At 49.9% G+C, this 23436-nt stretch carries 25 protein-coding genes; 20 read left to right on the top strand and 5 right to left on the bottom strand.

Annotated elements, in window-relative coordinates; genetic code table 11:
* Nucleotides 1-238: 238 nt before the first annotated feature.
* Nucleotides 239-748: a GNAT family N-acetyltransferase gene (locus WN16_RS12160; RefSeq protein ID WP_008320248.1), complete on the bottom strand. Its 510-nt coding sequence runs from the start codon at nucleotides 746-748 to the stop codon at nucleotides 239-241.
* 317 nt (nucleotides 749-1065) lie between these two features.
* Here WN16_RS12160 and deoD point away from each other — a divergent pair, with 317 nt between their 5' ends.
* The 3 genes from deoD (at nucleotide 1066) to WN16_RS12180 (ending at nucleotide 3895) form a co-directional block, all read left to right on the top strand.
* On the top strand, nucleotides 1066-1773 hold the full coding sequence (gene deoD, locus WN16_RS12170) for a purine-nucleoside phosphorylase (RefSeq protein ID WP_044700742.1): 708 nt from the start codon (nucleotides 1066-1068) through the stop codon (nucleotides 1771-1773).
* Nucleotides 1774-1811: 38 nt separating this feature from the next.
* On the top strand, nucleotides 1812-2975 hold the full coding sequence (tsgA, locus tag WN16_RS12175; protein WP_016149894.1) for an MFS transporter TsgA: 1164 nt from the start codon (nucleotides 1812-1814) through the stop codon (nucleotides 2973-2975).
* An 86-nt stretch (nucleotides 2976-3061) separates the two neighbouring features.
* Complete coding sequence (locus WN16_RS12180) at nucleotides 3062-3895, top strand: outer membrane protein OmpK (RefSeq protein ID WP_044700740.1); 834 nt, start codon at nucleotides 3062-3064, stop codon at nucleotides 3893-3895.
* A gap of 44 nt (nucleotides 3896-3939) precedes the next feature.
* Here WN16_RS12180 and WN16_RS12185 read toward each other — a convergent pair whose 3' ends face one another.
* The 4 genes from WN16_RS12185 to dsbA all read right to left on the bottom strand — a co-directional run bounded on the left by WN16_RS12185 (nucleotide 3940) and on the right by dsbA (nucleotide 6779).
* Nucleotides 3940-4626 (bottom strand): Crp/Fnr family transcriptional regulator, encoded by a 687-nt coding sequence (locus WN16_RS12185; RefSeq protein WP_044700737.1) that lies wholly within the window; start codon nucleotides 4624-4626, stop codon nucleotides 3940-3942.
* Nucleotides 4627-4748: 122 nt separating this feature from the next.
* Nucleotides 4749-5042 (bottom strand): chaperone modulator CbpM, encoded by a 294-nt coding sequence (gene cbpM, locus WN16_RS12190; RefSeq protein ID WP_003836827.1) that lies wholly within the window; start codon nucleotides 5040-5042, stop codon nucleotides 4749-4751.
* Nucleotides 5042-5962, bottom strand: a complete 921-nt coding sequence (gene cbpA / locus WN16_RS12195; protein ID WP_044700736.1) for a curved DNA-binding protein — start codon at nucleotides 5960-5962, stop codon at nucleotides 5042-5044. The genes cbpM and cbpA overlap by 1 nt, the downstream gene beginning before the upstream one ends.
* Before the next feature lie 193 nt (nucleotides 5963-6155).
* Nucleotides 6156-6779: a thiol:disulfide interchange protein DsbA gene (gene dsbA, locus WN16_RS12200; protein ID WP_044700768.1), complete on the bottom strand. Its 624-nt coding sequence runs from the start codon at nucleotides 6777-6779 to the stop codon at nucleotides 6156-6158.
* Between the two features lie 397 nt (nucleotides 6780-7176).
* On the opposite strand from dsbA, the gene WN16_RS12205 reads away from it, so the two are divergent.
* The 17 genes from WN16_RS12205 (at nucleotide 7177) to agp (ending at nucleotide 23405) form a co-directional block, all read left to right on the top strand.
* Nucleotides 7177-7581, top strand: coding sequence for a VOC family protein (locus tag WN16_RS12205; RefSeq protein ID WP_003035964.1), 405 nt, complete (start codon nucleotides 7177-7179; stop codon nucleotides 7579-7581).
* Nucleotides 7582-7651: 70 nt separating this feature from the next.
* Nucleotides 7652-8014 carry a hypothetical protein gene (locus WN16_RS12210; protein WP_003836824.1) on the top strand — a complete coding sequence of 121 codons (363 nt, stop codon included), beginning with the start codon at nucleotides 7652-7654 and terminating at the stop codon, nucleotides 8012-8014.
* 48 nt (nucleotides 8015-8062) lie between these two features.
* Nucleotides 8063-9943, top strand: a complete 1881-nt coding sequence (locus WN16_RS12215; RefSeq protein WP_044700733.1) for a protein-disulfide reductase DsbD domain-containing protein — start codon at nucleotides 8063-8065, stop codon at nucleotides 9941-9943.
* Nucleotides 9940-10563 (top strand): DsbA family protein, encoded by a 624-nt coding sequence (locus WN16_RS12220; RefSeq protein ID WP_088169007.1) that lies wholly within the window; start codon nucleotides 9940-9942, stop codon nucleotides 10561-10563. Before WN16_RS12215 ends, WN16_RS12220 begins: the two co-directional genes overlap by 4 nt.
* Nucleotides 10553-11059 carry a protein disulfide oxidoreductase gene (locus WN16_RS12225; protein ID WP_003035978.1) on the top strand — a complete coding sequence of 169 codons (507 nt, stop codon included), beginning with the start codon at nucleotides 10553-10555 and terminating at the stop codon, nucleotides 11057-11059. Before WN16_RS12220 ends, WN16_RS12225 begins: the two co-directional genes overlap by 11 nt.
* Before the next feature lie 195 nt (nucleotides 11060-11254).
* Nucleotides 11255-12007 carry an NADH:ubiquinone reductase (Na(+)-transporting) subunit C gene (nqrC, locus tag WN16_RS12230; RefSeq protein WP_003836822.1) on the top strand — a complete coding sequence of 251 codons (753 nt, stop codon included), beginning with the start codon at nucleotides 11255-11257 and terminating at the stop codon, nucleotides 12005-12007.
* Nucleotides 12008-12279: 272 nt separating this feature from the next.
* Nucleotides 12280-14229, top strand: a complete 1950-nt coding sequence (locus WN16_RS12240) for an FTR1 family protein (protein ID WP_032933625.1) — start codon at nucleotides 12280-12282, stop codon at nucleotides 14227-14229.
* 29 nt (nucleotides 14230-14258) lie between these two features.
* Nucleotides 14259-14786, top strand: a complete 528-nt coding sequence (locus WN16_RS12245; RefSeq protein ID WP_003035987.1) for an iron transporter — start codon at nucleotides 14259-14261, stop codon at nucleotides 14784-14786.
* Between the two features lie 200 nt (nucleotides 14787-14986).
* Complete coding sequence (locus WN16_RS12250; RefSeq protein ID WP_016149897.1) at nucleotides 14987-16366, top strand: Fe-S-containing protein; 1380 nt, start codon at nucleotides 14987-14989, stop codon at nucleotides 16364-16366.
* 2 nt (nucleotides 16367-16368) lie between these two features.
* Nucleotides 16369-17652, top strand: a complete 1284-nt coding sequence (locus tag WN16_RS12255; RefSeq protein WP_003836819.1) for an ABC transporter permease — start codon at nucleotides 16369-16371, stop codon at nucleotides 17650-17652.
* Complete coding sequence (locus WN16_RS12260) at nucleotides 17642-18772, top strand: FtsX-like permease family protein (RefSeq protein ID WP_044700730.1); 1131 nt, start codon at nucleotides 17642-17644, stop codon at nucleotides 18770-18772. Before WN16_RS12255 ends, WN16_RS12260 begins: the two co-directional genes overlap by 11 nt.
* A gap of 4 nt (nucleotides 18773-18776) precedes the next feature.
* Nucleotides 18777-19472, top strand: a complete 696-nt coding sequence (locus WN16_RS12265; protein WP_003836817.1) for an ABC transporter ATP-binding protein — start codon at nucleotides 18777-18779, stop codon at nucleotides 19470-19472.
* Nucleotides 19459-19944, top strand: coding sequence for a TlpA disulfide reductase family protein (locus WN16_RS12270; protein ID WP_003036003.1), 486 nt, complete (start codon nucleotides 19459-19461; stop codon nucleotides 19942-19944). The genes WN16_RS12265 and WN16_RS12270 overlap by 14 nt, the downstream gene beginning before the upstream one ends.
* Before the next feature lie 24 nt (nucleotides 19945-19968).
* Nucleotides 19969-20457 (top strand): hypothetical protein, encoded by a 489-nt coding sequence (locus WN16_RS12275; protein WP_003036005.1) that lies wholly within the window; start codon nucleotides 19969-19971, stop codon nucleotides 20455-20457.
* 86 nt (nucleotides 20458-20543) lie between these two features.
* Complete coding sequence (locus WN16_RS12280) at nucleotides 20544-21299, top strand: sulfite exporter TauE/SafE family protein (protein ID WP_044700727.1); 756 nt, start codon at nucleotides 20544-20546, stop codon at nucleotides 21297-21299.
* 69 nt (nucleotides 21300-21368) lie between these two features.
* Nucleotides 21369-22076, top strand: coding sequence for a winged helix-turn-helix domain-containing protein (locus WN16_RS12285; protein WP_044700725.1), 708 nt, complete (start codon nucleotides 21369-21371; stop codon nucleotides 22074-22076).
* Between the two features lie 87 nt (nucleotides 22077-22163).
* Nucleotides 22164-23405, top strand: a complete 1242-nt coding sequence (gene agp / locus WN16_RS12290) for a bifunctional glucose-1-phosphatase/inositol phosphatase (protein WP_044700724.1) — start codon at nucleotides 22164-22166, stop codon at nucleotides 23403-23405.
* The last annotated feature ends 31 nt before the right edge of the window (nucleotides 23406-23436 follow it).

The raw sequence follows: 23436 nt of genomic DNA on the forward strand, positions 1-23436 counted from the left end.
ATTGTTAACGAGGTCAACCGTATGAATAAACAGGGAAAACCTCACACCTTTGGTAAAATTGTTATGTTTTACAATTGGTTATGCTTAAATCCTTTATCTCGGATGTATACATGAAAATAACAATAAAAAGCTAAATGAGAATTGATTGATATTGATCAAACTATAAACACGGTTTTATTTTTTCAATTTAATCATATTGATCGTTATCAATAACGCAGTTAATTAGCGTTGGGTTAATTTAATAATGTGATCTCTGCATATGTACCAATTGCCATTCATCCTGCATATCCATAACGACGCTAAAATCTTTACGCAACCAAAAATGATACCCTCCAGGCAAGAAATGATGAGTATGAAGATATAAGGTTTTATATTTTTGCTGCTGGCAGAACATTTGAGCTAAAGCAAACAACCGGCTTCCGATTCCCTGTCTGCGGTAGCGCGCATCCACGTAGCAACGACAAATTTCTGCCGTTTCAGGCAAATTATAGTGCCCACGTAGCTCAGTGATACGATCATCATATTGACATACCGCAAGTGTAGCGATGAGCTCTTGTTTTTCACTCCATGCGCAAAGTAATAGATTTCTTTCTTGCAAAATATACTGCTGCCTGAGATCGAAGATATCTTCTTCAGCAGCAGGCATGACTCTCCCGGCATTGAAGAACAAATTAAGATGCTTAATAAGGAACGACTGAACAGCAGGTATATCGGCGTGAGTCATCTCACTAAACCTTAATCGGGTCATGGCAGGCATCCAAGCTTAGAGTGGAATACGATAATAACAATAAGACCATTTTCAAAACAATATTGACGCTGCTATGGCTACTCGCGCCAACGCGGTAGTCACCAGCGATTTGGGGGCTAATCTGTTCTTTTATTGTTCTGGGTCTTGCTTTTCCTAACTGTTGCCGGGGCATAGTTTTCCTCTGCATCCTAAGCCTGCAACTCTAACTCTCAGAAATGAGAGGCCGATCCTTTGAGCAGGACTTTTGTCCTCAATCCTCTGCAAACGTCTGGTTACAATCCCTGCATATCTCCAATACCCATAATTCAGGAATTGTTATGACTGCACATATTAATGCTAAAGCGGGTGATTTTGCGCCAACTGTGATTATGCCGGGCGATCCGCTGCGCGCAAAATTTATTGCCGAAAATTATCTTATGGATTACCGCGAAGTTACCAACGTGCGTAATATGCTGGGCTATACCGGTATTTATTTTGGTCAACCTGTTTCGGTGATGGGACACGGTATGGGTATTCCGTCTATGACGCTATACGCCCATGAGCTGGTACATGATTTTAATGTGAAGAGAATTATTCGCGTCGGTAGCCTGGGGGCAACACAACCGCATGTCAAAATGCGCGACATTATTCTGGCTCTCGCTGCCGGAACGGACTCTGTCACAAATTTAAAACGTAGCGCGGGCTACACGATGGCGACATCCGCTCACTTCCCATTACTACAACAGGCGTGGATGCTGGCGCAGAAGGCCGGAATCGACATTAAGGTCGGTAATGTTTTCAGTGGCGATCTTTATTACGATCCTGACGAAAACCTCATTCCTGCACTGGAAAAGTTTGGTGTACTGGGTGTGGATATGGAGGTGGCCGGCTTATACGCCTTAGCACACCAATTTAATATTGAAGCACTGGCTATTTTAACGGTGTCCGATCATTGCCTGACAGGCGAAGAAACCACGGCAGAGGAACGACAATTAACTTTTAAAAATATGATTGAGCTGGCGCTAAATACAGCCGTTACGGCTTAGCATTGGCTTTTAATTGAACCAATCAGGGATGTCATTATATGAAGAATAAAATAGCACTTACACTGATTAGTTTTCTGGCAAATTTTATTATGGCGGGGTTTGCCAGTCAGTTTGGAATGCTGATTGAACCGATTGCGGTACGTTACAGTGCTGATGTGAATACCGTTGCCTCGATATTTTCGCTGCTTAACGGTGGGGCATTAGCGGGGACCATCGCCGCCTTTTTCCTGATAGAAAAAATTGGCGTCAAGCGAATGACGTTTATTATCTATTCGATAGTGTTCCTCTGTTCGCTGGCAATGCACTTAAGCCCCGGCTTATGGCCAGTGATGGTTGCCATGACTTTGGTGGGCTTTTGCGGTGGGATTGGCCTGTGTGTGGCAGGAACGATTGTCGTTTCGGTATGGCAGGATCGCATTCAAAGTACAATGTTGGTGGTACAAGACGCCACCTTTAACGTCGCAGGCGTGGTTTTCCCGCTGATCACCACCTACGCCCTGACGCACAATATGTCATGGAGTTACAGCTATCTAAGTGTTGGCATGGTGGCCTTACTTACGTTAGGTGTGGTGGCGCTCACTCGTTTTACTGCCTGTGAAACTGCGTCTGCGGAGGATCGGACAGACGCGGTGAAGTCTGAGTGGAACCCAGGGATTATTAGCGGAGGTATTGGTCTGTTCTTAGGTATGCTGGCGCTGTATACCTTCCTGACCTGGGCACCATTATTTGTGAAGAACAAATTTGGCATTCCTTTTGAAGAAGCCGGTAATATTATTACGCAATACTGGGGAGCGGCGTTGGTTGGGGCGCTAGTATCAACTGTCATTGTTTCTCGAGTGAGGATACATTATTTCCTGTTGAGTATTATTTTGCTCGCTTGCGTTATTACGACCATTATTGTAACGAAAGAAAACATCTCGGGGCTTGATTATCTGGCTTATAGTTACGGATTCGTCTGTGCGGCGCTGTATAACTCCTTTATTGCCTACGGAGTTTCATTTGTGAAGCGCGCAAGTAGTCAGAATGTTTCATATATTTTAATTAGCGGTAGCGCCGGGGCTATGTTTAGTCCAGCGATCAGTGCGCTAATGGAAAAAACAATGGGCTTGCAGAAAATTATGTACGCAATACCAGTATTATATTTAATAATCTTTATCATGTTGATGGGTACATTAAAACTTAAACGTAACAAAGCACAGTAATAACACTTACCTCTCTAATTAGATAGTCAGTCGCCACACCATTTATTTGGTGGGGCGACACTCAACCTTGCTCAAAGGAATTGAAAATGATGAAGAATAAATCAATGATTAAAAAAACAGTTCTGGGCGCAATCGTTGCAATGAGCTGTACGCAAGCGCTTGCTGCTGATTATACCGATGGCAACGTCCGTAAAAATGATTTTAACTGGATGCAGATGAACTTAATGCAAAGTGTGGATGCGAAAGTGCCTTATGGTATTCGTAATGACACTTATCTGGAACTGGAGTTTGGAGCGCGTTCCGGAGTTATCGATCTGTATGGTTATGTCGATTTCTTTGATATTTTTGACCGCAAGCAGGATGACCGACATGGTGGCGATAACTTTTTCGCCAAGATATCCCCACGTTTTTCCCTGGATGCTATTTTAAATAAAGATTTATCCGTTGGGCCATTTAACGAATTCTATATCGCAACGGTAAATAACATTGGCGACCGGGAATTATTTGAACATTATGTCGGTCTGGGCACAGATATTAAGGTTCCGTGGTTTGGTCTGGTGGGAATGAACATCTATGCGCATTATGTGCGTGAAAACTACGGTGCGGATAACGAAGGCAAGTGGGATGGCTACATGTTCTCGACCAACTGGTCGACGCCGTTCTATACCTTTGCTAACGGCAGCTACCTGAACTATCAGGGTTACTTTGACTATCAGTTCGCCGCTAACAAGATTGCTAATCAACCGTTATACAGCAATAACGCGATTGAATGGTATAACGGTATCTACTGGCATTCAGAGCATTATGCGGTGGGTTATGGCTTGAAGTATTTCCGCAATATGGCATTGATGGAAAATCACGGCGGAGCAGGGCGCACCACCGGACTCGGTCACTACTTCAACCTTACCTATAAATTCTGATTGCGTTGAACTGACACACCAACCTTCTCTACGGGGATGGTGTGTCAGTCAATGATGTCATTGCCGAGGAATTTACGCAGCCCATCCAGATCCTTAATTTCCAGTCCTTGCTTCGTGCGCGTTACCAGTCCGGCATCCGTCAGGGCTTTAACCGCCCGCCGATAGACCCGATCGGTGGTGCCGAACCGTTCTGCTTCCTGGTATTTTTTATGGAAACCATCCATCGGCTGTTTGTTCTGATGCTGGCGATACAGATCATACGCCACGTTATGAACGATAGGGTAGAGCATCCGGTGCAGGAAGATTTCCAGCATATCCTGATAATCAATCGCCATCGCACTGGCAAAGAATATCGCCAGTCTCGGGTGCTGGTTTAGCGCTTCTTCCAGACGCTCACAGCTGCACACCACCACGGTCAACGGCTCTTCGGCCACGATATCAAGCTGGCAGCGATACCCGGTAAAAAACTCCATTTCACCAAATAGTTGCTCATCACATTCCATTGCGCCCAACTGAAAACGGCGACCATTTTCCGCGCTGTAACGCAGGGAAATTCTGCCTGATTGCACCATGATAAGTCGATCGACTACCTGTCCCTGGCGATAGAGATACTCATCTTCGTGGATCATCTGAGTTTCAGAGAGCAGTTCCTGGAATATCTTCTCAATTAAGGCATCATCTTGCTGCCAGATATTGTGAAAACGACCTTTTGTGAGGGGCTTAAGCTGCATGGCTCAACGTCTTATTGTTTGAGATAATTCTTATCGCTGACTGTATGCCATCTACTGCTTAATGTCATTAAGAGCAGGTTTCGGGACAATAAAAGGGCCAGCACCATGCTGGCCCTGACACACTAAGGATGGCTGATAAAACGAGACAATCGCTGGCGCAGCAGGCGATTTTCCTGACGTAACTGAGCGTTCTCTTCCAGCAACGTCAATGCAACGGCAATCCCTGGCCAGTCAAGTTCCAGCTCCTGACGCAGACGCATCGCGCGACGCATTACGGTCAGCGCATGATCGTCAAACGTCTCGTCTTCATGGGGTTCTATCACCCCTAAGCCGACAACCTCATGCAGTTCTTCTTCTGACACACCGGTGTACAGACAAAATTCGGTAATGGTAAAAGTGACGGTAACGTTAGCCATTATGCTTTCCCCCACTCTTTGCGCGGATCAAAGGTCTTTTGTGCATCTGCCAGTTGTTGCCACATGGCGGCACTGGTGTCGTCAGGTTTCGGTGGCATGACGATCTTGATCACCGCATACAAATCGCCGGTATGTTTTTTACTTACCAGACCCTTGCCTTTAATGCGTAACCGCTGACCGGCCTGGCTGCCTGCAGGAATGGTCAGCAGGATGCTCTCTTTCAGCGTCGGAACGGTTACTTTCGCACCCAGCGCAGCTTCCCACGGCGCCAGAGGAACGACAACTTCCAGATCCTGATTAACGATATCGAACAGCGGATGCGGCGCAATATGAATCACCAGCCACAAATCACCGTTCGGCCCACCGTTTTCGCCGGGCGTGCCCTGACCTTTCAGGCGGATACGCTGACCGTTACCGACGCCAGCCGGAATTTTCACGTTCAGTGTTTTAGGAATTTCTCGTTCTACCATGCCAAACGCATTGTAGACTGGCAGGTTGTAACTGATAGTGCGGCTATGCTCAGTAAGCGTTTCTTCGAGGAAGACGGCAACTTCTATTTCGATGTCATGCCCGCGGCTGGCAGGGCGCTGGCGCGACTGGTGCGCACGCTGACCAAAAATGGAGGAGAAGATATCGTCGAAATCTTCGGCGCTGTAGCTTTGCCCCTCTCCTTGCTGGAATTGACGGCTGAACTGAGGGTCGTTGCGATGCTGCCACAGTTGGTCGTACTCGGCACGTCGCTGTTCATCACTCAGGACTTCCCAGGCTTCAGCAACCTCTTTAAACCGGGCCTCAGCGTCAGTCTCTTTGCTGACATCAGGATGGTATTTACGGGCGAGTCGACGATAGGCGGTCTTGATTGTCTTGAGATCGTCTGTCGGTTTCACGCCCATAATGGCGTAATAATCCTTTAATTCCATAGCGTTCTCTCGTGTAAATCAACACTTGAAGAAGGTGTACCCCGACAACAGGTAACACCGCTAAGTTTAGGGTAATCCTGATAACGGCGAATGCCAACCGGGAAGAAAGGATATTGGTCTAAATGATGTGATTGCGCACCACCAACAGCGCTTTTGACTGTTGTGTGGTGCGAAAAGTGAGATTAGCGAAATGTCAGGATTTGGTGATCAGATAGCGAACCGTATCCGCGTAGCTCTTCACAAAAGAGTTTAGGTCGTCAGATTTCAGTCCTTTTGGATTGATCATATATTTACCGTTGATAAAAATGGCGGGCACACCGGTTAAATCTACCGCTTTAGCCATTTCTTGTTGTTTTGCGGTCAGGGATTTCACGGCAAAACTGTTCCAGGCGGCATCATAATCACTGGCGCTGACGCCCGCGCTGATAAATACGTTACGAATATCATCCGCTGTTTTAACGGTTTGTTTTTTCTGAACGGCATCAAAAAGCAACGGTTTAACTTTATCTTGTACGTTTAACAGCATGGCGACGGACCAGGCGTGCGTCATGTCTTGCCCCAGCGGACCTAAAAAGTCGACGTGGTATTCGGTGAGTTTGACATCAGCAGGCAGTGCTTTTTTCACGTTATCCGTGATTTCAAAAACTTCATCGTACTGATAACAGGAAGGACAGTAAAATGAGAAAAACTTCAGCGCAGCTGGGGCGGAAGCGACGGGTTTTTCCAGGGTGATATACTCTTTACCGTCGGTAAATGATGCTGCCTGAGCGCTAACTGTAAAAAGTAACCCAATCAGGGGTAATAAATATTTTTTCATTTCCATATACTCTAAATAACATTTGATAAACAAATCATCTGCTAATGAATACGTTATTCATTGCGTATGGATATAATAAGGAAATCCCCTGAAAATGCGCTGACCCTTACTTTCATTTACGCATCAGTACGTAGCGGGCATTATTTGTGTGCTGACATTGAAATATTCTCTGGCATTCTTCGTAAATAGTGAATGATAACTTCCGTGATATTTTCAGGGGTGTTTTTAGCAATGTTATAGTGTAATAAACAAAGACGAAAATATGATTAATTATCATTTCGCTTTTAAAGCGTGAATGGCAAGGTATTGCGCTAAGTATTTGCAAATACCCCTGTAGATTGTCTTTTTCTTGTCGCGCGTGAATGAATAGGGTAAGTGTCAGAGATGAGCAATCCAAATGGATATCACTATGATCGACCACCTGGATCACCTGGTACTAACCACCAATCATGAAGAGGCTTGCGTTCGTTTTTATGTCGAGCTTTTAGGCATGAGGTTGGAAACTTTCGCACAAGGTCGGAAAGCCTTCGTCTTTGGCAATCAGAAAATCAATCTCCATATTCGGGGAAAAGAGTTTGAACCTAAAGCCTACGCGCCAACGCCGGGGGCGCTGGATTTGTGTTTTATCACCACGCGTACACTGGAAGAGGTGACAGAGACGTTTCAAACCCACGGAGTCGAGATTATTGAAGGGCCCGTTGCACGAACCGGTGCGACAGGACCGATTCGCTCGGTTTATGTCAGGGATCCCGATCTCAATCTGATTGAAATCGCGGTATATCCAGCAGATGCTAGGACATAACTTTACAGCGCAAAGGTTGCCAAAAACCGGCGAGTGGTTAAGATAACTCGCATCAATGAGTGAGGGTATAATGGCGAAACGTCAACGGATGGGATGGTGGTTCCTCTGTCTGGCATGTGTTGTGGTGATGGTTTGCACCGCACAACGCATGGCGGGTCTGCACGCGTTGCAGATGGATACCGCCGTTACAAGCGTTGTCGCCAGCGCACAAGTGCAGGCCGATGAGGCCTCACCCGTTACCCCTTGTGAACTGAGCGCGAAGTCATTACTGGCTGCGCCACCCGTACTGTTTGAAGGTGCTATTCTGGTGCTGTGCCTGCTGCTGTCGTTGCTGGCGCCAGTGCGGGCGTTTCGTCTACCTTTTTTCCCACCGCGAGCCATCTCGCCGCCCACTCTCCGGGTGCATCTCCGATTTTGCGTCTTCCGTGAATGACAGAACAGCCGTTGCTGACTGTTAGATAATTATTCACGGAGAAAAACTATGATGACTGTTTTCAGGCAGACACTGCTCTGTCTGTTATTGCTATGGCTGCCCGTATCCTGGGCGGCTGAACCCGGCTGGATGCGTTCACCCGATAACGATCACGCCAGCGTGCGGTTACGCGCTGATACGTCCGCTGGCGGTGAAACCCGTCTGTTGTTGGATGTCAAATTGGAGGACGGCTGGAAAACCTACTGGCGTTCTCCGGGCGAGGGGGGCGTTGCGCCTGCTATCGCCTGGAAAGAGGAAATGCCTGCGGTCGACTGGTTCTGGCCAACCCCTGCTCGTTTTGAGGTCGCCAATATCACTACCCAGGGGTATCACGATAAGGTGACGTTCCCGATGGTGGTGCGCGGTAGAGCGCCCGCCACGCTCAGCGGCGTTTTGACACTATCCACCTGTAGCAACGTTTGCCTGTTGACGGATTTTCCTTTTTCCGTGACGCCCACAGCCCAGGACCCGACTTTTGCACATGACTATGCTCAGGCGATGGGACAGATCCCACTAGCCAGCGGCCTGACCGATGCTCTGAGCGCCGGCGCACGGGCGGGAGAGTTAGTCGTCGAGGCTCACCGTGCGGGAGGCTGGACTGCACCAGGGCTGTATCTGGATGCTGTTGATGATGCGGATTTTGGCATGCCGCAAATCCATGTTGAGGGGGAGACATTACGCGCCACGGTACCTGTACATGACGGTTGGGGAGAAGGCGCGCCGGATCTGCGTGGTAAGTCAGTCACCCTGGTGCTGGCAGATAACGGTGTTGCCCAGGAAAGTCGTCTTGCGATTGGCGAAGCCCCGGTTGTTGAGAACGCCTCACTCCCACTGTGGCAAGTGGTGCTAATGGCGCTGCTGGGCGGTTTGATCCTCAATCTGATGCCCTGTGTGTTACCGGTTCTGGGCATGAAGCTGGGCTCGATTTTGCTGGTCGAGGAAAAAAGTCGTCGCCAGGTCCGTCGTCAGTTCCTCGCATCGGTAGCCGGAATACTTGTCTCATTTATGGCTCTGGCTCTATTGATGACGGTGCTGCGTTTAACCAATCAGGCGCTTGGCTGGGGGATCCAGTTTCAGAATCCATGGTTCATTGGCGTGATGGTTCTGGTGATGCTGACGTTCAGCGCCAGCCTGTTCGGGTGGTTTGAATTCCGACTCCCTTCTGCGATGACTACCACGCTGGCGACTCACGGAGGCAACGGTCTGTCGGGACATTTCTGGCAAGGTGCATTTGCGACGCTGCTTGCTACGCCGTGCAGTGCCCCGTTCCTTGGAACGGCGGTGGCGGTGGCATTGACCGCTTCGCTGCCGACATTGTGGGGATTGTTTATCGCACTTGGGCTGGGAATGAGCTTACCGTGGCTTCTGGTGGCTCTGCGTCCCGGTCTGGCGCTGCGTTTGCCGCGGCCAGGACGCTGGATGAATATGTTGCGGCGTCTGCTCGGCGTGATGATGCTGGGTTCCGCCATCTGGCTTGCGACGTTGCTGCTCCCGCATTTCGGGTTCGTAGGGCAAAGCACCGGCAAAGAGAGCGTGAACTGGCAACCGCTAAGCGAGCAAGCTATTGAGGATGCGCTGGCGCAACATAAGCGTGTGTTCATTGACGTCACAGCAGACTGGTGCATCACCTGTAAGGTAAACAAGTTCAACGTCTTGCATAAAGATGACGTCCAGGCCGCATTGCAACAGCCGGATGTGGTGGCGCTGCGTGGCGACTGGACACTCCCTTCTGAAGCCATTACCGAATTTCTAAAAAAACGCGGCCAGGTTGCTGTGCCGTATAACCAAATTTATGGCCCCGGTCTGCCGGAAGGCCAGGTGTTACCCACGTTGTTAACCCGCGATGCGGTACTGCAAACGTTGAACGATGCCAAAGGAGTTACCCCATGAAGATGATGATTGTTCTGCTGTTAACTCTGTTTTCTGCCGTCAGTATCGCGAAAGAGCCTGCACCGTTTACCCCGGAACAGGAAAAGCAAATTGAAGCATTAATTCAGGAAGCCCTGTTTAACGATCCCAACAGCCCGCTGATTGGCGCAAAGCAGGCAAAACTGACCCTGATAAACTTCACCGATTACAACTGCCCATACTGCAAGCAGTTGGATCCAATGCTGGAAAAAATTGTGCAGAAATATCCTGACGTGGCGGTAGTGATCAAACCGTTGCCGTTTAAAGGTGAAAGCTCGGAACTGGCGGCGCGGACCGTGCTGACGACATGGCATCAGCATCCGCAGCAGTTTCTGGCGCTACATGAAAAACTGATGCAGAAGAAGGGCTACCATACCGATGTCAGTATCAAACAGGCGCAGGAAAAAGCGGGGGCCAGTCCGGTGACGCTGGACGCCCAAAGTGCTGAAACGCTGAGCACTAACCTGCAACTGGCGCGACTGGTGGGTGTACAGGGAACCCCCGCAACGATCATTGGCGATGAACTTATTCCCGGTGCGGTGCCGTGGGAAACGCTTGAGGAAGTGGTAAAAGAAAAACTGGCGGCGGCCAATGCTCAGTAAACTGCGCCGCTGGCTGCGCGAAGGGCTGATCTTACTGGCTCTGTTGGCGGGGGCGATGCTGCTGATGGATGCCTGGCGCGCGCCGCAGCTCCCTGCCTCTTTTGACAGTACGCCTTTACAAACGTTGGATGGTGAAACCGTCACGCTGGCGGCGCTCAGCAAAGACGAGCCAGTGTTGCTTTATTTCTGGGCGAGCTGGTGCGGCGTATGCCGCTTCACAACGCCGGAAGTCGCCAGGCTGCGCTCGGAAGGGGAAAATGTGATGACCATTGCGTTACGCTCCGGAAATGAAGCTGAGGTATCTCGCTGGCTGTTGCGTAAAGGCGTGGAATTTCCGGTCATCAATGATGCGAATGGGGCTATTTCCCACAGTTGGGCGATTAGCGTCACGCCCACGTTGGTGGTGATGTCAGAAGGTCGGGTGGTATCAACCACCAGCGGCTGGACCAGCTACTGGGGCATGAAACTTCGGCTGTGGTGGGCGAAAATATTCTGATATTTGTGCCGGGGGAACCCGGCATTTTTTTACGATAAAAAGGTAAGAAAAACATGTTGTTCTGATATTTGATCCTAAAGCTACACACTAATAGTTATATATTTTTGATTTTTTTCTGTAGTTGCAAATTCACAAGGATAATGGCATATCTGATGATGTTTTAAATATCTTATTTCTCGCAGGGATTATAGAATAATGCGCAAGGGTAAAGTTATTGTTATATCAATGATGTTTTTTTGTATCCTTATTTTTATTGCTGCTATTGTCTGGTTTATGATGTATCAGGGGGAACTCACTGAACCTACCAGCGAAGAGAAATATGCCGCCATTCTGCATGCTTCAGGCCTGTTGAAATCAGATGAGCACGATAAAAAAACAATTAAAAATTTGTATCAACGTTATATTTTAGCGCGTAAGGTTAATCTGGATTCCGGTGAATGGGTAGCTGATGACGTCCAGACGCAGGGATGTAAAAAACTCGCTCCGGAACATGATCCCGCGAAGATCCATCAGCGCTGTACTATTGCAGATGTATATCTTGTAAAAGATAAAAGTAATAAAATTCAACAAATTATACTCCCTGTTTTCGGTGAGGGTGCGAAGTCAATGATGTATGCCTTTCTGGCTCTTGACCCAGACGGACGTACGGTTAAAAACCTGTATTACTATCAGCAGCGGGAAACTCCTTTTTTGGGAGCCAGAGTGGAAGATGAAAGTTGGCGCAAGCAATGGCCGGGTAAAAAAGTGGTTGATAATAACTTGATGCCAGCGCTAAGAATAACTCAGGAGAAACCAGAGAATATCGATGAATATACAGTGGATGGTATTTCTGGCGCGACCCTGACATCGAATGGGGTTGAGAGAAGCATCAACTACTGGACAGGCGAACAGGGTTACGGCCGTTTTTTGCAACGGATTACTCGTGGTCCTGATATAATAGTTCCCTGATCACTTTTGTCTTAAATAACGTTTATCTTCATACTCACTGTTGGCCTCATTTGCGTCAGTGAGTATGGGGCAACTCTATTCCATATCACCGATAAATTCTCCTGTATTGACGGCATCACTAATCAATCCCAAATGTCTCAGTTTCGTATTCATCACATTTTCATGAGATAAATTTACATAACTTGTTACCCGTTGACATTTTTATGATCCAGGTCATGTACAACGCAAGCTAAAATCGATAATGATAATAATTATCATTTGTATTTTACGGGATGCGTACCGTGCGTAAGTTCTGTGTTTTCCTGCTGACCACTTTGTGTAGCTTGCTTGTAAGCCTTCATGTATGGGCCGCAACAAACTATGCTCCATTCATTGAGGATATTGAGCAACGTCTTGATAAAACAGCAGAACTTTACTCTCAGCAACAAACTGATGAAGCGCGGCGAACGGTGCAAATGGCCTACTTTGAGGTATTTGAAAACCTTGAAGGTCCTATTCGAATCAACATTTCCGCCAGCAAAAGTTATGAGATGGAAAGCGCTTTTGGTGAGATCCGTCGCATGATTGGCGCAAAAAAATCGCTCTCTGACGTGCAGTCTAAAATCGACTGGCTCAAAGCCTCGCTGCGCGAAGTTGAACCTGTGTTAGATGGCGGACATCGCCTGGTTGCCGAAGAGCAGCACAATGCGTTTTCCAGGACAGATATCGCCGTACACTGGCAAGAGAGTTTTCGTGTTATCGACGATTTGTTGGCCCAGGCAGTAAATAACTATCAGGCCGGGAATTTAAGCGTAGCCAGCCAAAACGTTCAACAAGCGCACTATCAGGGTTTTAAAAACTCAGAGATGGAAATGTCGGTCAGACAGAATCGATCGGCAAAAGACGCTGCTGCGATTAACCAGCAATTTTCTGCGTTGATTGCGCTCACCGCAGAGCCAGATCGCCTTAATGATGTCTCTTATCAGGTCACTACGTTGTTACAGGATATTGAGGATCTTCTGCCTGGTTTGCCTACTACCCGTGACGAACAGCAGGTCACGGCGGTGCAAAATACGGGGAATACGCCCACGGCACAGGATGATATAGCCCGCGCAGACTGGGCTGCCGTCTCGTTGGGTATCCATCAAAGTATTCAGAAAGCGATTGCCCGTTACCAGGAGGGCGATGCGAAGAATGCCATTCTGGATGTGCAAGACAGTTATTTTGACCGCTTTGAAGCTAGCGGTATGGAAAACAAAATCGGTTCTCGCGATTCGGCGTTTAAAACCTCGCTGGAGGCTTACTTCACGCGTCTGGTTAGTCTGATGAAAGCGGGTCAGCCAGTGGAAAGACTCAACGCCGAAGCCAGCGCACTGGAGCAGGATTTACAAAAAGCGGTGGTGATGTTGGGAGAAGGAGTAGAAACCCAGTGGAGCCTGCTGCTCTACAGCCTGATGATCATTGTCCGCGAAGGACTGGAGGCCCTGCTTATTGTGGCGGCCATCGTGGCTTATATGGTGAAAAACAATCACCAGGATAAGCTTCCGTTAATTCGCCAGTCGGTGATTGTTGCATTATTCGCCAGCGTCATTACCGCTGTGATATTCCAACTCCTGTTCACGAATTCCGGCGCCAGCCGAGAACTGCTGGAAGGCGTAACGATGCTGATTGCCGTCGTCATGCTGTTCTTCATGAGCTACTGGTTACTGTCTAAAGTCGAGGCTCGCCACTGGAAAGCATGGCTGGAAGGGAAACTGTCCCACTCACTTTCCCGTGGTTCACTGGTTGGACTGTGGCTTACCAGTTTCCTGGCGGTTTACCGCGAAGGGGCGGAGACCGTGCTGTTTTACTACGCCCTGATCGGGGATGCGAATGATATTTCTGGGCATATGGCGATTGCGGCAGGTTTTGTTATCGGCTGTGTTGTTCTGCTGGTCGCCTGGCTCATTATGCGCTACTCGGTTGTACGCCTGCCTTTGAAGCCGTTCTTTATGTTTACCGGCAGTTTTATGTACCTGATGGCCTTTGTATTTGCGGGCAAAGGGGTTCTGGAACTGGTGGAAGGTAAGCTGTTCCAGCCAACGTTGATTAACGGCTTCCCCGAAATCAGTTGGTTGGGAATTTATCCCTACGTGGAAACGTTATTACCGCAGGCCATATTGCTACTTGCGGCGCTGGCGGCGCTGTGGGTGATGCGGAGGAAAAGCACTGTTCCTGGGGAAACGATAAAAACTAATCTATAGCTGTTATTTGAGACGAGAGGATATGTCTGATGACCATGAAGAAAACCCTGATTGCCAGTGCAGTGATGGCCGGTATTTTCACTGCTCCGGCAGCGTTTGCCTTTAAGGAGTATCCGGCAGGTGAGCCTGTCACCATGAATGAGATGGAACTGGCCGCTGTTTACCTGCAGCCAATCGATATGGAACCGCGTGGCATGGGATTACCGGCAGCAAAAGCCGATATTCACCTTGAGGCGGATATTCATGCCGTGGAAGGCAGTAAAAATGGTTTTGGCGCAGGCGAGTGGATCCCTTATCTGACTATCAGTTACACCTTGATTAACAGTGATACGGGTGAAAAACAAGAAGGTACGTTCATGCCGATGGTTGCCAGCGATGGCCCTCATTACGGTGCGAACATCAAAATGATGGGGGTGGGTAACTATAAAGTGACCTATCACATCGAACCGCCGTCAAAAGCAGGTATGCACCGTCATACAGACAGTGAGACCGGCGTTGGTCGTTGGTGGAAACCATTTGACGTGAGTTATGAATTTAAATACGTCGGCCTGAACTAAGCGCTTTTCCATCAGGCTGCTTGATTTGCCATTTTGGACCGGGCAGTGCTCACAATCTTACGTACGAAGTGTACCCACGATTTGTTTTGCGCTGCTCATGTCTTAACTGACCGCGAACTTATCCCCCTGATGGGCTGGCTCTAAATTATCGATGTACCTGGATAGTTACATCATTCAATCCGCCGTACAGAGTCGATGTTATGAGTTATTTTTTTGTCACGACGCTACAGGTTTTTTTCTGCATTGCGCTGCTCTCCGGGGTTCTCTGGAGTCGCATCGATCCCCCTTCTTTGCGCCCACTCGTCTGGACCTTACTCACAGGTTTAATCGTTGGCGTGCTGGTGGGACTGACCCTCCGTGGCTCGCAGCCAGTGCAATTGTTGCTGGTTGGCACAGAAGTGATGATTACGCTGCTGTTTGTGTTGAGCTTCTGGTGGGTATCAAAGCGCATTCGCTACCTGTGGCAGGGGATTTTGGTGTTTGGCGCAGCCCGACATTGGGCTTTGGATCCCAATCTCGGCGGATTAACCAGCACCCATGTGCTAAATACCGATCTGCTGTTGAATCTGACGGCAATGCTATTGGCATTTGCGATCCTCTGCCTGGTTGGGGTACTGAGCGCCATGCTGTTGCGTCGTATTCGTGGACTCTACTGGCCGTTGACGCTGATTCTGATGGTCATGATTTGGCTGCCATTAAGCGGTAATTTGTTGCTACTGCTAATGAAACTGCAGGTGCTACCGCTGGCGAAATCGCTATTGAGTTTCGTGGCCAAAGTGACAAACAACGCGGCGATGTATAACTGGTTGGGGGCCGCCCTATTACTTGCTCTGGCACTGTGCTGGGTACCGGCGTTGTTATGCGCGTTCCGCCAGACGCGTAAAGCCGATGAGCCGATTGCTTATCGACTGGCGCTGGCGCATCGTCGAAATGCGTTTCGTCTTTGGCTGGTCACGCTAGGTTGTGCGGTGGTGGTGATCGCCGGACAACTGTGGTGGGAAAAAGTCGCCTCTCAACCGCCGCAGTTGTCAGAAGCCATTCCGGTACAACTTGCCAGTGATGGCATGGTTCATCTGCCAATAGAACGACTCCGTGATGGCAAGCTGCACCGCTTTGTTTGGGTGGCTGATGATGGTAAAGCGGTACGTTTTTTCGTGATTAACCGTTATCCCGACAAGTTGCGTTTGGGGGTAGTTTTTGATGCCTGTCTACTGTGCGGCGATCAGGGTTACGTGATGGAAGGTAATCAGGTTATCTGCGTGGCATGCGGGGTACACATTTTCATTCCTTCGATTGGTAAACCTGGTGGTTGCAATCCTGTGCCAATTGAAAACTGGCGTAATGATGAGAAAGAGCTGGTGATCCCAGGTAAAGAGCTGGCTGCTGGCGTGAATTACTTCTCGACGGTCATGACCATCAAGGTGACCGACCCGGTTGATGGTTCCACATTGACCAATACTTCTGCTGACTACAAATACAGCTATGGTGGCAAAACCTGGTTTTTCTCGTCCGAGGCCAATTACGATCGCTTCCGTAAAACCCCGGAACAGTTCGTCCCTGCTGAATTGAGGGAGGAGTAACAATGCTGTGGAGAATGTTACGACAATCCTGGGGGCGTAATCTCCGACGCAAGGGGCTGGCTATTATGACCGTCTTTCTTGCGTCCAGCCTTATCTCCGCCCTGCTGGCGGTGTCGATTGATATTGGCGATAAAATGTCCAGAGAATTGAAGTCCTATGGTGCCAATATTTTGATTGAACCTGCCGGACAGGCGGCGCTTCCTGCACTTTTCAGTGAAAACAGTAATCCACTATCAGGACAGGATTTCCTTGATGAAGCGGAACTCCCCAACATTAAGGATATCTTCTGGCGCAACAACATTGTCGGCTTTGCCCCTATGCTTGGCGGTGATGTCGACGTTAACGGCAAAGAAGTACGTATTCTCGGCACCTTCTTCAGCCAACCGGTAGATATTCCAGATGAAGAAGGGTTTGAGACGGGGCAAAAAACGGTAAGCCCGTTCTGGCAAGTGACAGGCCACTGGCCGCAAGAGCCTGCTGGTGATGCTCCTCAAACACTGGTAGGGCATGCGTTGGCACGACAAACGGGCTGGAAGCCAGGCGATAAACTGGTGATCCGTACCAGCAATACAACGTTGAATGTGGCCGTCAGCGGCATTCTCTCCAGCGGCGGGGACGAGGATAACCAACTGGTTATGCCGTTGAGCACGGCGCAAACGTTGCTGGATTTACCCGGCAAAGTACAGGCCATTCGTGTCTCAGCGCTGACGGTGCCGGAAAATGAATTGTCGCGTCGGGCGCGTGAAAATCTCGATGCACTGAATGCTGAAGAGTACGACCTTTGGTACTGCACTGCCTATGTCTCGTCCATTGCTCATCAACTGGAGGAGGCTATTTCCGGTGCAGAAGTTCGCCCTGTGTGGCAGGTTGCTGCATCTGAGGGGGTTGTAATCGATAAAATTCAGTTGCTGATGGCCGTAGTGACCGTCGCAGCACTGGCAGCTTCGGCTATGGGAATTGCGTCACTTATGACCAGCACCATTATGGAACGCGCTAAAGAGATCGGCCTGATGAAGGCGCTTGGCGCGCATCAGTGGCAAATCATGCTGTTGTTCTATCTTGAAGCCGCGTCCAGTGGACTGGCCGGAGGGGCATTGGGATGTGTTGCTGGATGGGGAATGGCGAAAGCGATTGGCCTGATGCTATTTGATGCGCCATTGAATTTTGCCTGGATTGTGGTGCCATGTGTATTGGTTATTGCGGTCCTGATTGCCCTGATTGGCACCTGGTTCCCGGCCCGCCGTATTGCCCGCCTGTATCCTGTGGAGGTGCTGTATGGCCGCTAAACGTACGATGCTCTGGTTGCTGGTATGGCGGGCACTGCGTCTGCGTTTTCAGCGAGTTAGCGTAGTATTTGCCGCATTGATGGTCGGGGCGACCATTGTGACCGCGCTATCTGCGGTGTGGTTCGACATCAATACCAAAATGAGTGATGAATTGCGGACCTTTGGCGCAAATTTCTACATCGGGCCAGGCCATGGCTCCGGCATGCCGCAGCAAGCGTTGCAGACTATTTTAGATCAGGCACCGCAAGGCCTGGTTCACGGAGCCAGTCCTTGGCTTTACGGTATGGCGCGTACCGAGCTGGAGAAGGTGGTGATTGTCGGCGTGTGGTTTGAATCCTTGCAAAAGCTGGTGCCGTACTGGCAGGTTCAGGGGAATTGGATTGGTGTCAGCTTTGACGATCGCAATGCGATGATTGGCATCAAATTGGCTGAGCGTCTTAACGTCCAACCGGGCGATAACATCATCCTGGTGGATCACAATCAGCGCAAAAACTTACAGATAAAAGGCATTGTTGAAGCCGGTGATGCGACAGATAACATGCTAATTGTGAGTCTTGAAGTGGCGCAGGCGTGGTTGCATCAGCCCGATAAAATCAGCCATGGGCTGCTGAGTGTCAGTAACGATGTCGGTCAGGTGGAAAACTATGCCAGCCGATTGCAGGCTCAATACCCGGAACTGGAGATCCGTCCAATACGGAAAGTCTCCGCATCAGAAGGACAGGTACTGGATAAAATAAAAGGGTTAATGGGGCTGGTATCGGTTGTGATCCTTGCGCTGTCATCTTTGTGTGTGAATACCACGTTGATGGCCATTGTGGGTGAGCGGGCAAGGGAATTTGCGCTGCAAAAAGCGTTGGGGGCCAGCAACGGTGATATTGTCCGGCAAATTCTCCTTGAAACCTGCATTATCGCGCTGGCTGCAGTGGTTTGTGGGTGGATCTTAGGGTACATGTTGGCCCAACTACTGGGACTGACTGTATTCAATGCCGCAATATCGCTACGCTGGCCAGTGCTGCCCATCACCCTGACATTATCTTTACTGGTCGCCATTCTGGCGGCGATTGTTCCGGTCCGTCGCGCGGTTAGCATCGAACCCGCAAAAGTGTTGAAAGGAGAGTAACGCCATGTCCGTTGTGCAGACCCCATCAATGGCGATTGAAACCCGCCATTTATATAAACGGTTCGGCGATGTTACCGCCTTAGATGACATCAACCTGCAAATAGTGCAGGGGGAGTTTGTCGCGATTATGGGCGCTTCTGGTTCGGGTAAAACGACACTGATGAATATTCTGACCTGCCTGGACACCGCGACAGAAGGTCAGGTGTTTTTAGATGGGATTGATGCTGCCGCACTGGATGAAGAGGGGCGTCGCCGTTTTCGCGCTGAGAAAATAGGGTTGGTATTCCAGCAGTTTCATCTGATCCCGTTTTTAACCGCGCTGGAGAATATCATGCTGGCGCAACACTACCATAGCGTGGTAGATGAAGCGGCGGCCAGGAAGGTTCTGGAACAAGTCGGTCTTGGGCATCGAGTAACGCACCTGCCGAGTCAACTTTCTGGGGGAGAGCAGCAACGGGTGTGCATTGCCCGGGCGCTGGTCAATGAGCCGCCGGTGATTTTTGCCGATGAACCTACGGGTAACCTCGATGAAGAGAATGAACAGCGGGTGTTGGATCTACTCACTGACCTGCATCGGCAGGGGCGCACGATTGTGATGGTGACGCATAATCCGGCGCTGGGGTTATTTGCCGATCGTATTATCCGTTTGCAGCATGGCAAATATCACGGTGAGGAGGCTAATCAACATGCGCTGGATTAACGTATTAACTTTCGCCATTTTGGTTCTGATTAGTGGATGTAAAGAAGAGAAGTTGGTGGTTGGGCAGCAAGCCCCGGCGCTGGCAACATTCGACCTGCAGGGGGGGAAGGCTGGGCTTGAGCGCTGGCGTGGAAAGGCTATTTATCTAAACTTTTGGTCGGCGGGATGCGGTGGCTGTCTTGCCGAAATGGACGCGCTGGAAGCGCTAAGTAAAAAGTGGGGCGATAACGTTGTGGTCGTGGCTGTGAATACCGATCCGGCAACGGTTAACATAGATGACTTACTGGCGAAACATCAGGTTTCTTACCCGGTACTCCGCGATCAGCTTAAGATTTCCCAGGAACGCTATCAGGTCATCGGCACGCCAACCTCTGTGTTAATTGACAGGGATGGTCGTGTACTGGAATTACACCAGGGGATGCGGAAACCGCCTGAGTTAGATGCAACGTTTGCGCGACTGGCCGCCCGATGAACGCGATACAAAGAGAAACACTATATGGCATTCAGGTGGAATAAAGAGAGTCTGGCCGTCCTGCGTGAAAACGCAGGCGTTCTCACGACGGAGCAGATTGCGGGGATGCTTCACACTAATATTACGGTTGTGCGCAATATGGCGTATCGACTGAAACTCAGCCTGCGGGTATCCGCCTACAATCAAAAACGTATTGAACAGGTACAAACACTCTATACGTCTTCTGAACCACTAAATCTGAAAGAGATTGCTGCAAAAACTGGACTGACATTCAGTACGGTGCAATACATTGTGTATGTGAAATTAAAAAGTAAACCATATACCAAACGGGAATACGTTTCCTTTGAAACTGATGATGCGGTTCATTATCGGATACAACGAGAGTTCATTGATACTGAGCGTTCCCTTTTACACAACATCCCAGATAACACGCGCTTTCATCAATTGTATTTGACAGATGGAACCTTATATTGTGCACGCAATATCCGCAGCGAAGTGATTATCTGCGAATAATTGAATGGCATATTTCGTCAACCGACGAAGCAAGTATTCATAGTTGCGTTTAATCTGGCTTATCTTTTTTTGTGGGAAAATAAAGAATGGCCAATGTATACGCATTTGAATCCTCCCTGGTGATGATGATTGCCGCCACATTTGTCCTCGCCGGGATGGTGAAAGGCGTTACGGGTATGGGGTTACCTACCGTGGCAATGGGGATCCTCGGATCGCTTATTTCACCGGTTGCGGCGGCGGCCATGCTGCTGTTGCCTTCGCTGATCAGTAATCTGTTTCAGTTTGGCGCAGGCGGAAATACGCGTCAATTGCTCAAACGACTGTGGCCAATGCTGCTGACAGTGGTAGTGGCGACTCTGCTTGCCAGCGCCTGGATTACCGGGGATGACACCACCCGAACTCAGTTTGCGCTCGGCGTGGCGCTGGTGGCCTACGCTATCTGGACGCTGGCGGGAAAGAAAATCACGGTGGCCCCGCAGCGTGAAAAACAGTACTCCCTCGTTATTGGATTTGTGACCGGCTTATTGACCGGCGGAACCGGGGTGTTTGTGATGCCCGCCGTACCCTGGATCCAGTCCCTGGGCTTTGAGAAAGATGAACTGGTACAGGCGCTCGGGATCTCTTTTACCTTTTCGACCCTGGCATTGGCGCTGGGTCTGTGGTGGCACAACGCGCTGCCCGTACAATCCCTAAGCTTGTCGGCTTTGGCCATTGTTCCTGCACTTATTGGCCAGTGGATAGGAACCCGTGTGCGAAGGGTTATTTCTCCGCTCGTGTTTAAACGCTGTTTTCTGTTTTGTCTGGTCGGGTTGGGTACAGAGATGATGCTGCGTGCTGTGTGACCGGTTCGGTGACTTTGCGCGACTTTCATGGCATCGTTAATTCAAAGATTCAGGGGCAATGAGGTCGTTATGGCATCCGTGATGTTACATGAAGAAGAGGGCGATCTGGAGTCGAAAATGGCACTCTCTGCGGCAGTGATGGCCGATAAATCGCGCTCGCGTATGCTGTGCGCCCTGATGGATGGCCGCGCCTGGACTGCAACTGAGCTCAGCGCGGTGGCGGATATATCCGCGTCGACCGCCAGCGCGCATCTGGCGCGTCTGTGCGAACAACGCTTTGTTGTGGCGCTTGCGCAGGGCAGACATCGTTATTTTCGCCTTGCAGGTTCCGATATCGCTGAACTGCTGGAACGCCTGATGGGCGTTGCGTGGGCGGCATCAACGCCCCGGAGAATCACAACGCCGCCAGGTTTGCGGCATGCCCGCACCTGCTACGACCATCTCGCCGGAGAGGTCGCGGTGAGGTTGTTTGATACGTTGGTTTCCCGTCAGTGGTTAACGCCGGATGGCGAAACGCTGACGTCACTTGGACGGGAAAAGCTGGCCCAGATGGGGATTGTCCTGGCGGCGGGTTCATCCCGGCGGAAGTTAACCTGCGGTTGTCTGGACTGGAGCGAGCGACGTTATCATCCTGGTGGTGTGCTTGGCGCAACGCTGCTGCGCTGGTTCAGTGAACAGCGATGGATAAAAACCGAACAGGGCAGCCGCCACGTCATCTTCACACCTCTTGGCATTCGTAAACTCGAAACCGAGTTTGGTGTTAAAACGACACGCTAGATGGTCTGTTTTGCGAAAGCGTTCCCGGAAATATGTCATATTTCTGTCACACTCTGTTGTGATTGATAACAACAAGAGGTCGTAGGGATGAATAAATCGTTAATCGCCGCAGCCGTGGCAGGGGCTGTATTATTGTCAACCGCCGCGCAGGCGCAGACCGCGCCGGAAGGGTATCAGCTTCAACAAGTATTGATGATGAGTCGGCATAACTTACGTGCACCTTTAGCCAATAATGGCAGCGTTCTTGAACAGTCCACCCCCAAGCAATGGCCAGAGTGGGATGTCCCCGGCGGACAACTCACCACCAAAGGCGGTGTGCTGGAAATCTATATGGGTCACTACATGCGAGAGTGGCTGGCAGAGCAGGGGATGGTGAAATCGGGCGAATGTCCGGCACCGGATACGGTTTATACCTATGCTAACAGCCTGCAGCGCACTGTTGCTACGGCGCAGTTCTTTGTCACCGGCGCTTTCCCTGGTTGCGATGTTCCGGTCCATCATCAGGAAAAAATGGGCACCATGGATCCCACCTTTAATCCGGTGATCACCGATGATTCCGCCACCTTCAGCCAGCAGGCCGTTCAGGCCATGGAGAAAGAGCGTAGTAAAATGCAGCTCAACGATAGCTATCAGTTGCTTGAGCAAATGACCGACTACAAAGACTCTCCATCCTGTAAAGAAAAACAGCAGTGTTCCCTGACCGATGCCAAAGATACGTTCAGCGCGAAATACCAGCAGGAGCCAGGCGTATCGGGGCCGCTGAAGGTGGGGAATTCGCTGGTCGATGCCTTCACGCTGCAGTATTACGAAGGCTTCCCGATGGACAAGGTTGCCTGGGGCGAGATTAAATCGGATCAGCAGTGGAAGGTTCTGTCGAAGCTGAAAAATGGCTATCAGGACAGCCTGTTCACCTCCCCGGAAGTGGCGCAGAACGTCGCCAAACCTCTGGTGAAATATATTGATAATGCGCTGGTTACGGAACGCGCGAAAGCACCGAAAATAACCGTGCTGGTGGGACATGACTCAAACATCGCTTCGCTGCTCACCGCGCTGGATTTCAAACCATACCAGCTTCACGCTCAGAACGAGCGTACACCGATTGGCGGGAAGATTGTCTTCCAGCGCTGGCATGACAGCAACGCAAATCGTGATCTGATGAAAATCGAGTATGTGTATCAGAGCTCGCTGCAGTTGCGTAATGCAGACGTTCTGACGCTGAAATCCCCAGCGCAGCGCGTAACGCTTGAGCTGAAAGGATGTCCGATAGATGCGGATGGTTTTTGCCCGATAGATAAGTTCGACAGCGTGCTGAATGAGGCGGCTAAATAAAAGAAAACTCCCCCGTGTTCGCGGGGGAGTC

Origin of the sequence: Citrobacter sp. ABFQG, from assembly GCF_004322975.1 — a bacterium.
Lineage (GTDB): Bacteria > Pseudomonadota > Gammaproteobacteria > Enterobacterales > Enterobacteriaceae > Citrobacter > Citrobacter freundii.

Bases quoted from the DNA above. Each gene is read 5' to 3' on its own strand.
- dsbA (WP_044700768.1), bottom strand. From the start codon at position 6,779: ATGAAAAAATATTTATTACCCCTGATTGGGTTACTTTTTACAGTTAGC.
- WN16_RS12185 (WP_044700737.1), bottom strand. From the start codon at position 4,626: ATGCAGCTTAAGCCCCTCACAAAAGGTCGTTTTCACAATATCTGGCAG.
- cbpA (WP_044700736.1), bottom strand. From the start codon at position 5,962: ATGGAATTAAAGGATTATTACGCCATTATGGGCGTGAAACCGACAGAC.
- WN16_RS12260 (WP_044700730.1), top strand. From the start codon at position 17,642: ATGGCCGCTAAACGTACGATGCTCTGGTTGCTGGTATGGCGGGCACTG.
- WN16_RS12220 (WP_088169007.1), top strand. From the start codon at position 9,940: ATGAAGATGATGATTGTTCTGCTGTTAACTCTGTTTTCTGCCGTCAGT.
- agp (WP_044700724.1), top strand. From the start codon at position 22,164: ATGAATAAATCGTTAATCGCCGCAGCCGTGGCAGGGGCTGTATTATTG.
- WN16_RS12180 (WP_044700740.1), top strand. From the start codon at position 3,062: ATGATGAAGAATAAATCAATGATTAAAAAAACAGTTCTGGGCGCAATC.
- WN16_RS12205 (WP_003035964.1), top strand. From the start codon at position 7,177: ATGGATATCACTATGATCGACCACCTGGATCACCTGGTACTAACCACC.
- WN16_RS12250 (WP_016149897.1), top strand. From the start codon at position 14,987: ATGAGTTATTTTTTTGTCACGACGCTACAGGTTTTTTTCTGCATTGCG.
- WN16_RS12255 (WP_003836819.1), top strand. From the start codon at position 16,369: ATGCTGTGGAGAATGTTACGACAATCCTGGGGGCGTAATCTCCGACGC.
- WN16_RS12280 (WP_044700727.1), top strand. From the start codon at position 20,544: ATGGCCAATGTATACGCATTTGAATCCTCCCTGGTGATGATGATTGCC.
- WN16_RS12210 (WP_003836824.1), top strand. From the start codon at position 7,652: ATGGCGAAACGTCAACGGATGGGATGGTGGTTCCTCTGTCTGGCATGT.
- WN16_RS12225 (WP_003035978.1), top strand. From the start codon at position 10,553: ATGCTCAGTAAACTGCGCCGCTGGCTGCGCGAAGGGCTGATCTTACTG.
- nqrC (WP_003836822.1), top strand. From the start codon at position 11,255: ATGCGCAAGGGTAAAGTTATTGTTATATCAATGATGTTTTTTTGTATC.
- WN16_RS12285 (WP_044700725.1), top strand. From the start codon at position 21,369: ATGGCATCCGTGATGTTACATGAAGAAGAGGGCGATCTGGAGTCGAAA.
- WN16_RS12240 (WP_032933625.1), top strand. From the start codon at position 12,280: ATGCGTACCGTGCGTAAGTTCTGTGTTTTCCTGCTGACCACTTTGTGT.
- deoD (WP_044700742.1), top strand. From the start codon at position 1,066: ATGACTGCACATATTAATGCTAAAGCGGGTGATTTTGCGCCAACTGTG.
- WN16_RS12265 (WP_003836817.1), top strand. From the start codon at position 18,777: ATGTCCGTTGTGCAGACCCCATCAATGGCGATTGAAACCCGCCATTTA.
- WN16_RS12215 (WP_044700733.1), top strand. From the start codon at position 8,063: ATGATGACTGTTTTCAGGCAGACACTGCTCTGTCTGTTATTGCTATGG.
- WN16_RS12270 (WP_003036003.1), top strand. From the start codon at position 19,459: ATGCGCTGGATTAACGTATTAACTTTCGCCATTTTGGTTCTGATTAGT.
- WN16_RS12245 (WP_003035987.1), top strand. From the start codon at position 14,259: ATGACCATGAAGAAAACCCTGATTGCCAGTGCAGTGATGGCCGGTATT.
- cbpM (WP_003836827.1), bottom strand. From the start codon at position 5,042: ATGGCTAACGTTACCGTCACTTTTACCATTACCGAATTTTGTCTGTAC.
- tsgA (WP_016149894.1), top strand. From the start codon at position 1,812: ATGAAGAATAAAATAGCACTTACACTGATTAGTTTTCTGGCAAATTTT.
- WN16_RS12275 (WP_003036005.1), top strand. From the start codon at position 19,969: ATGGCATTCAGGTGGAATAAAGAGAGTCTGGCCGTCCTGCGTGAAAAC.
- WN16_RS12160 (WP_008320248.1), bottom strand. From the start codon at position 748: ATGACCCGATTAAGGTTTAGTGAGATGACTCACGCCGATATACCTGCT.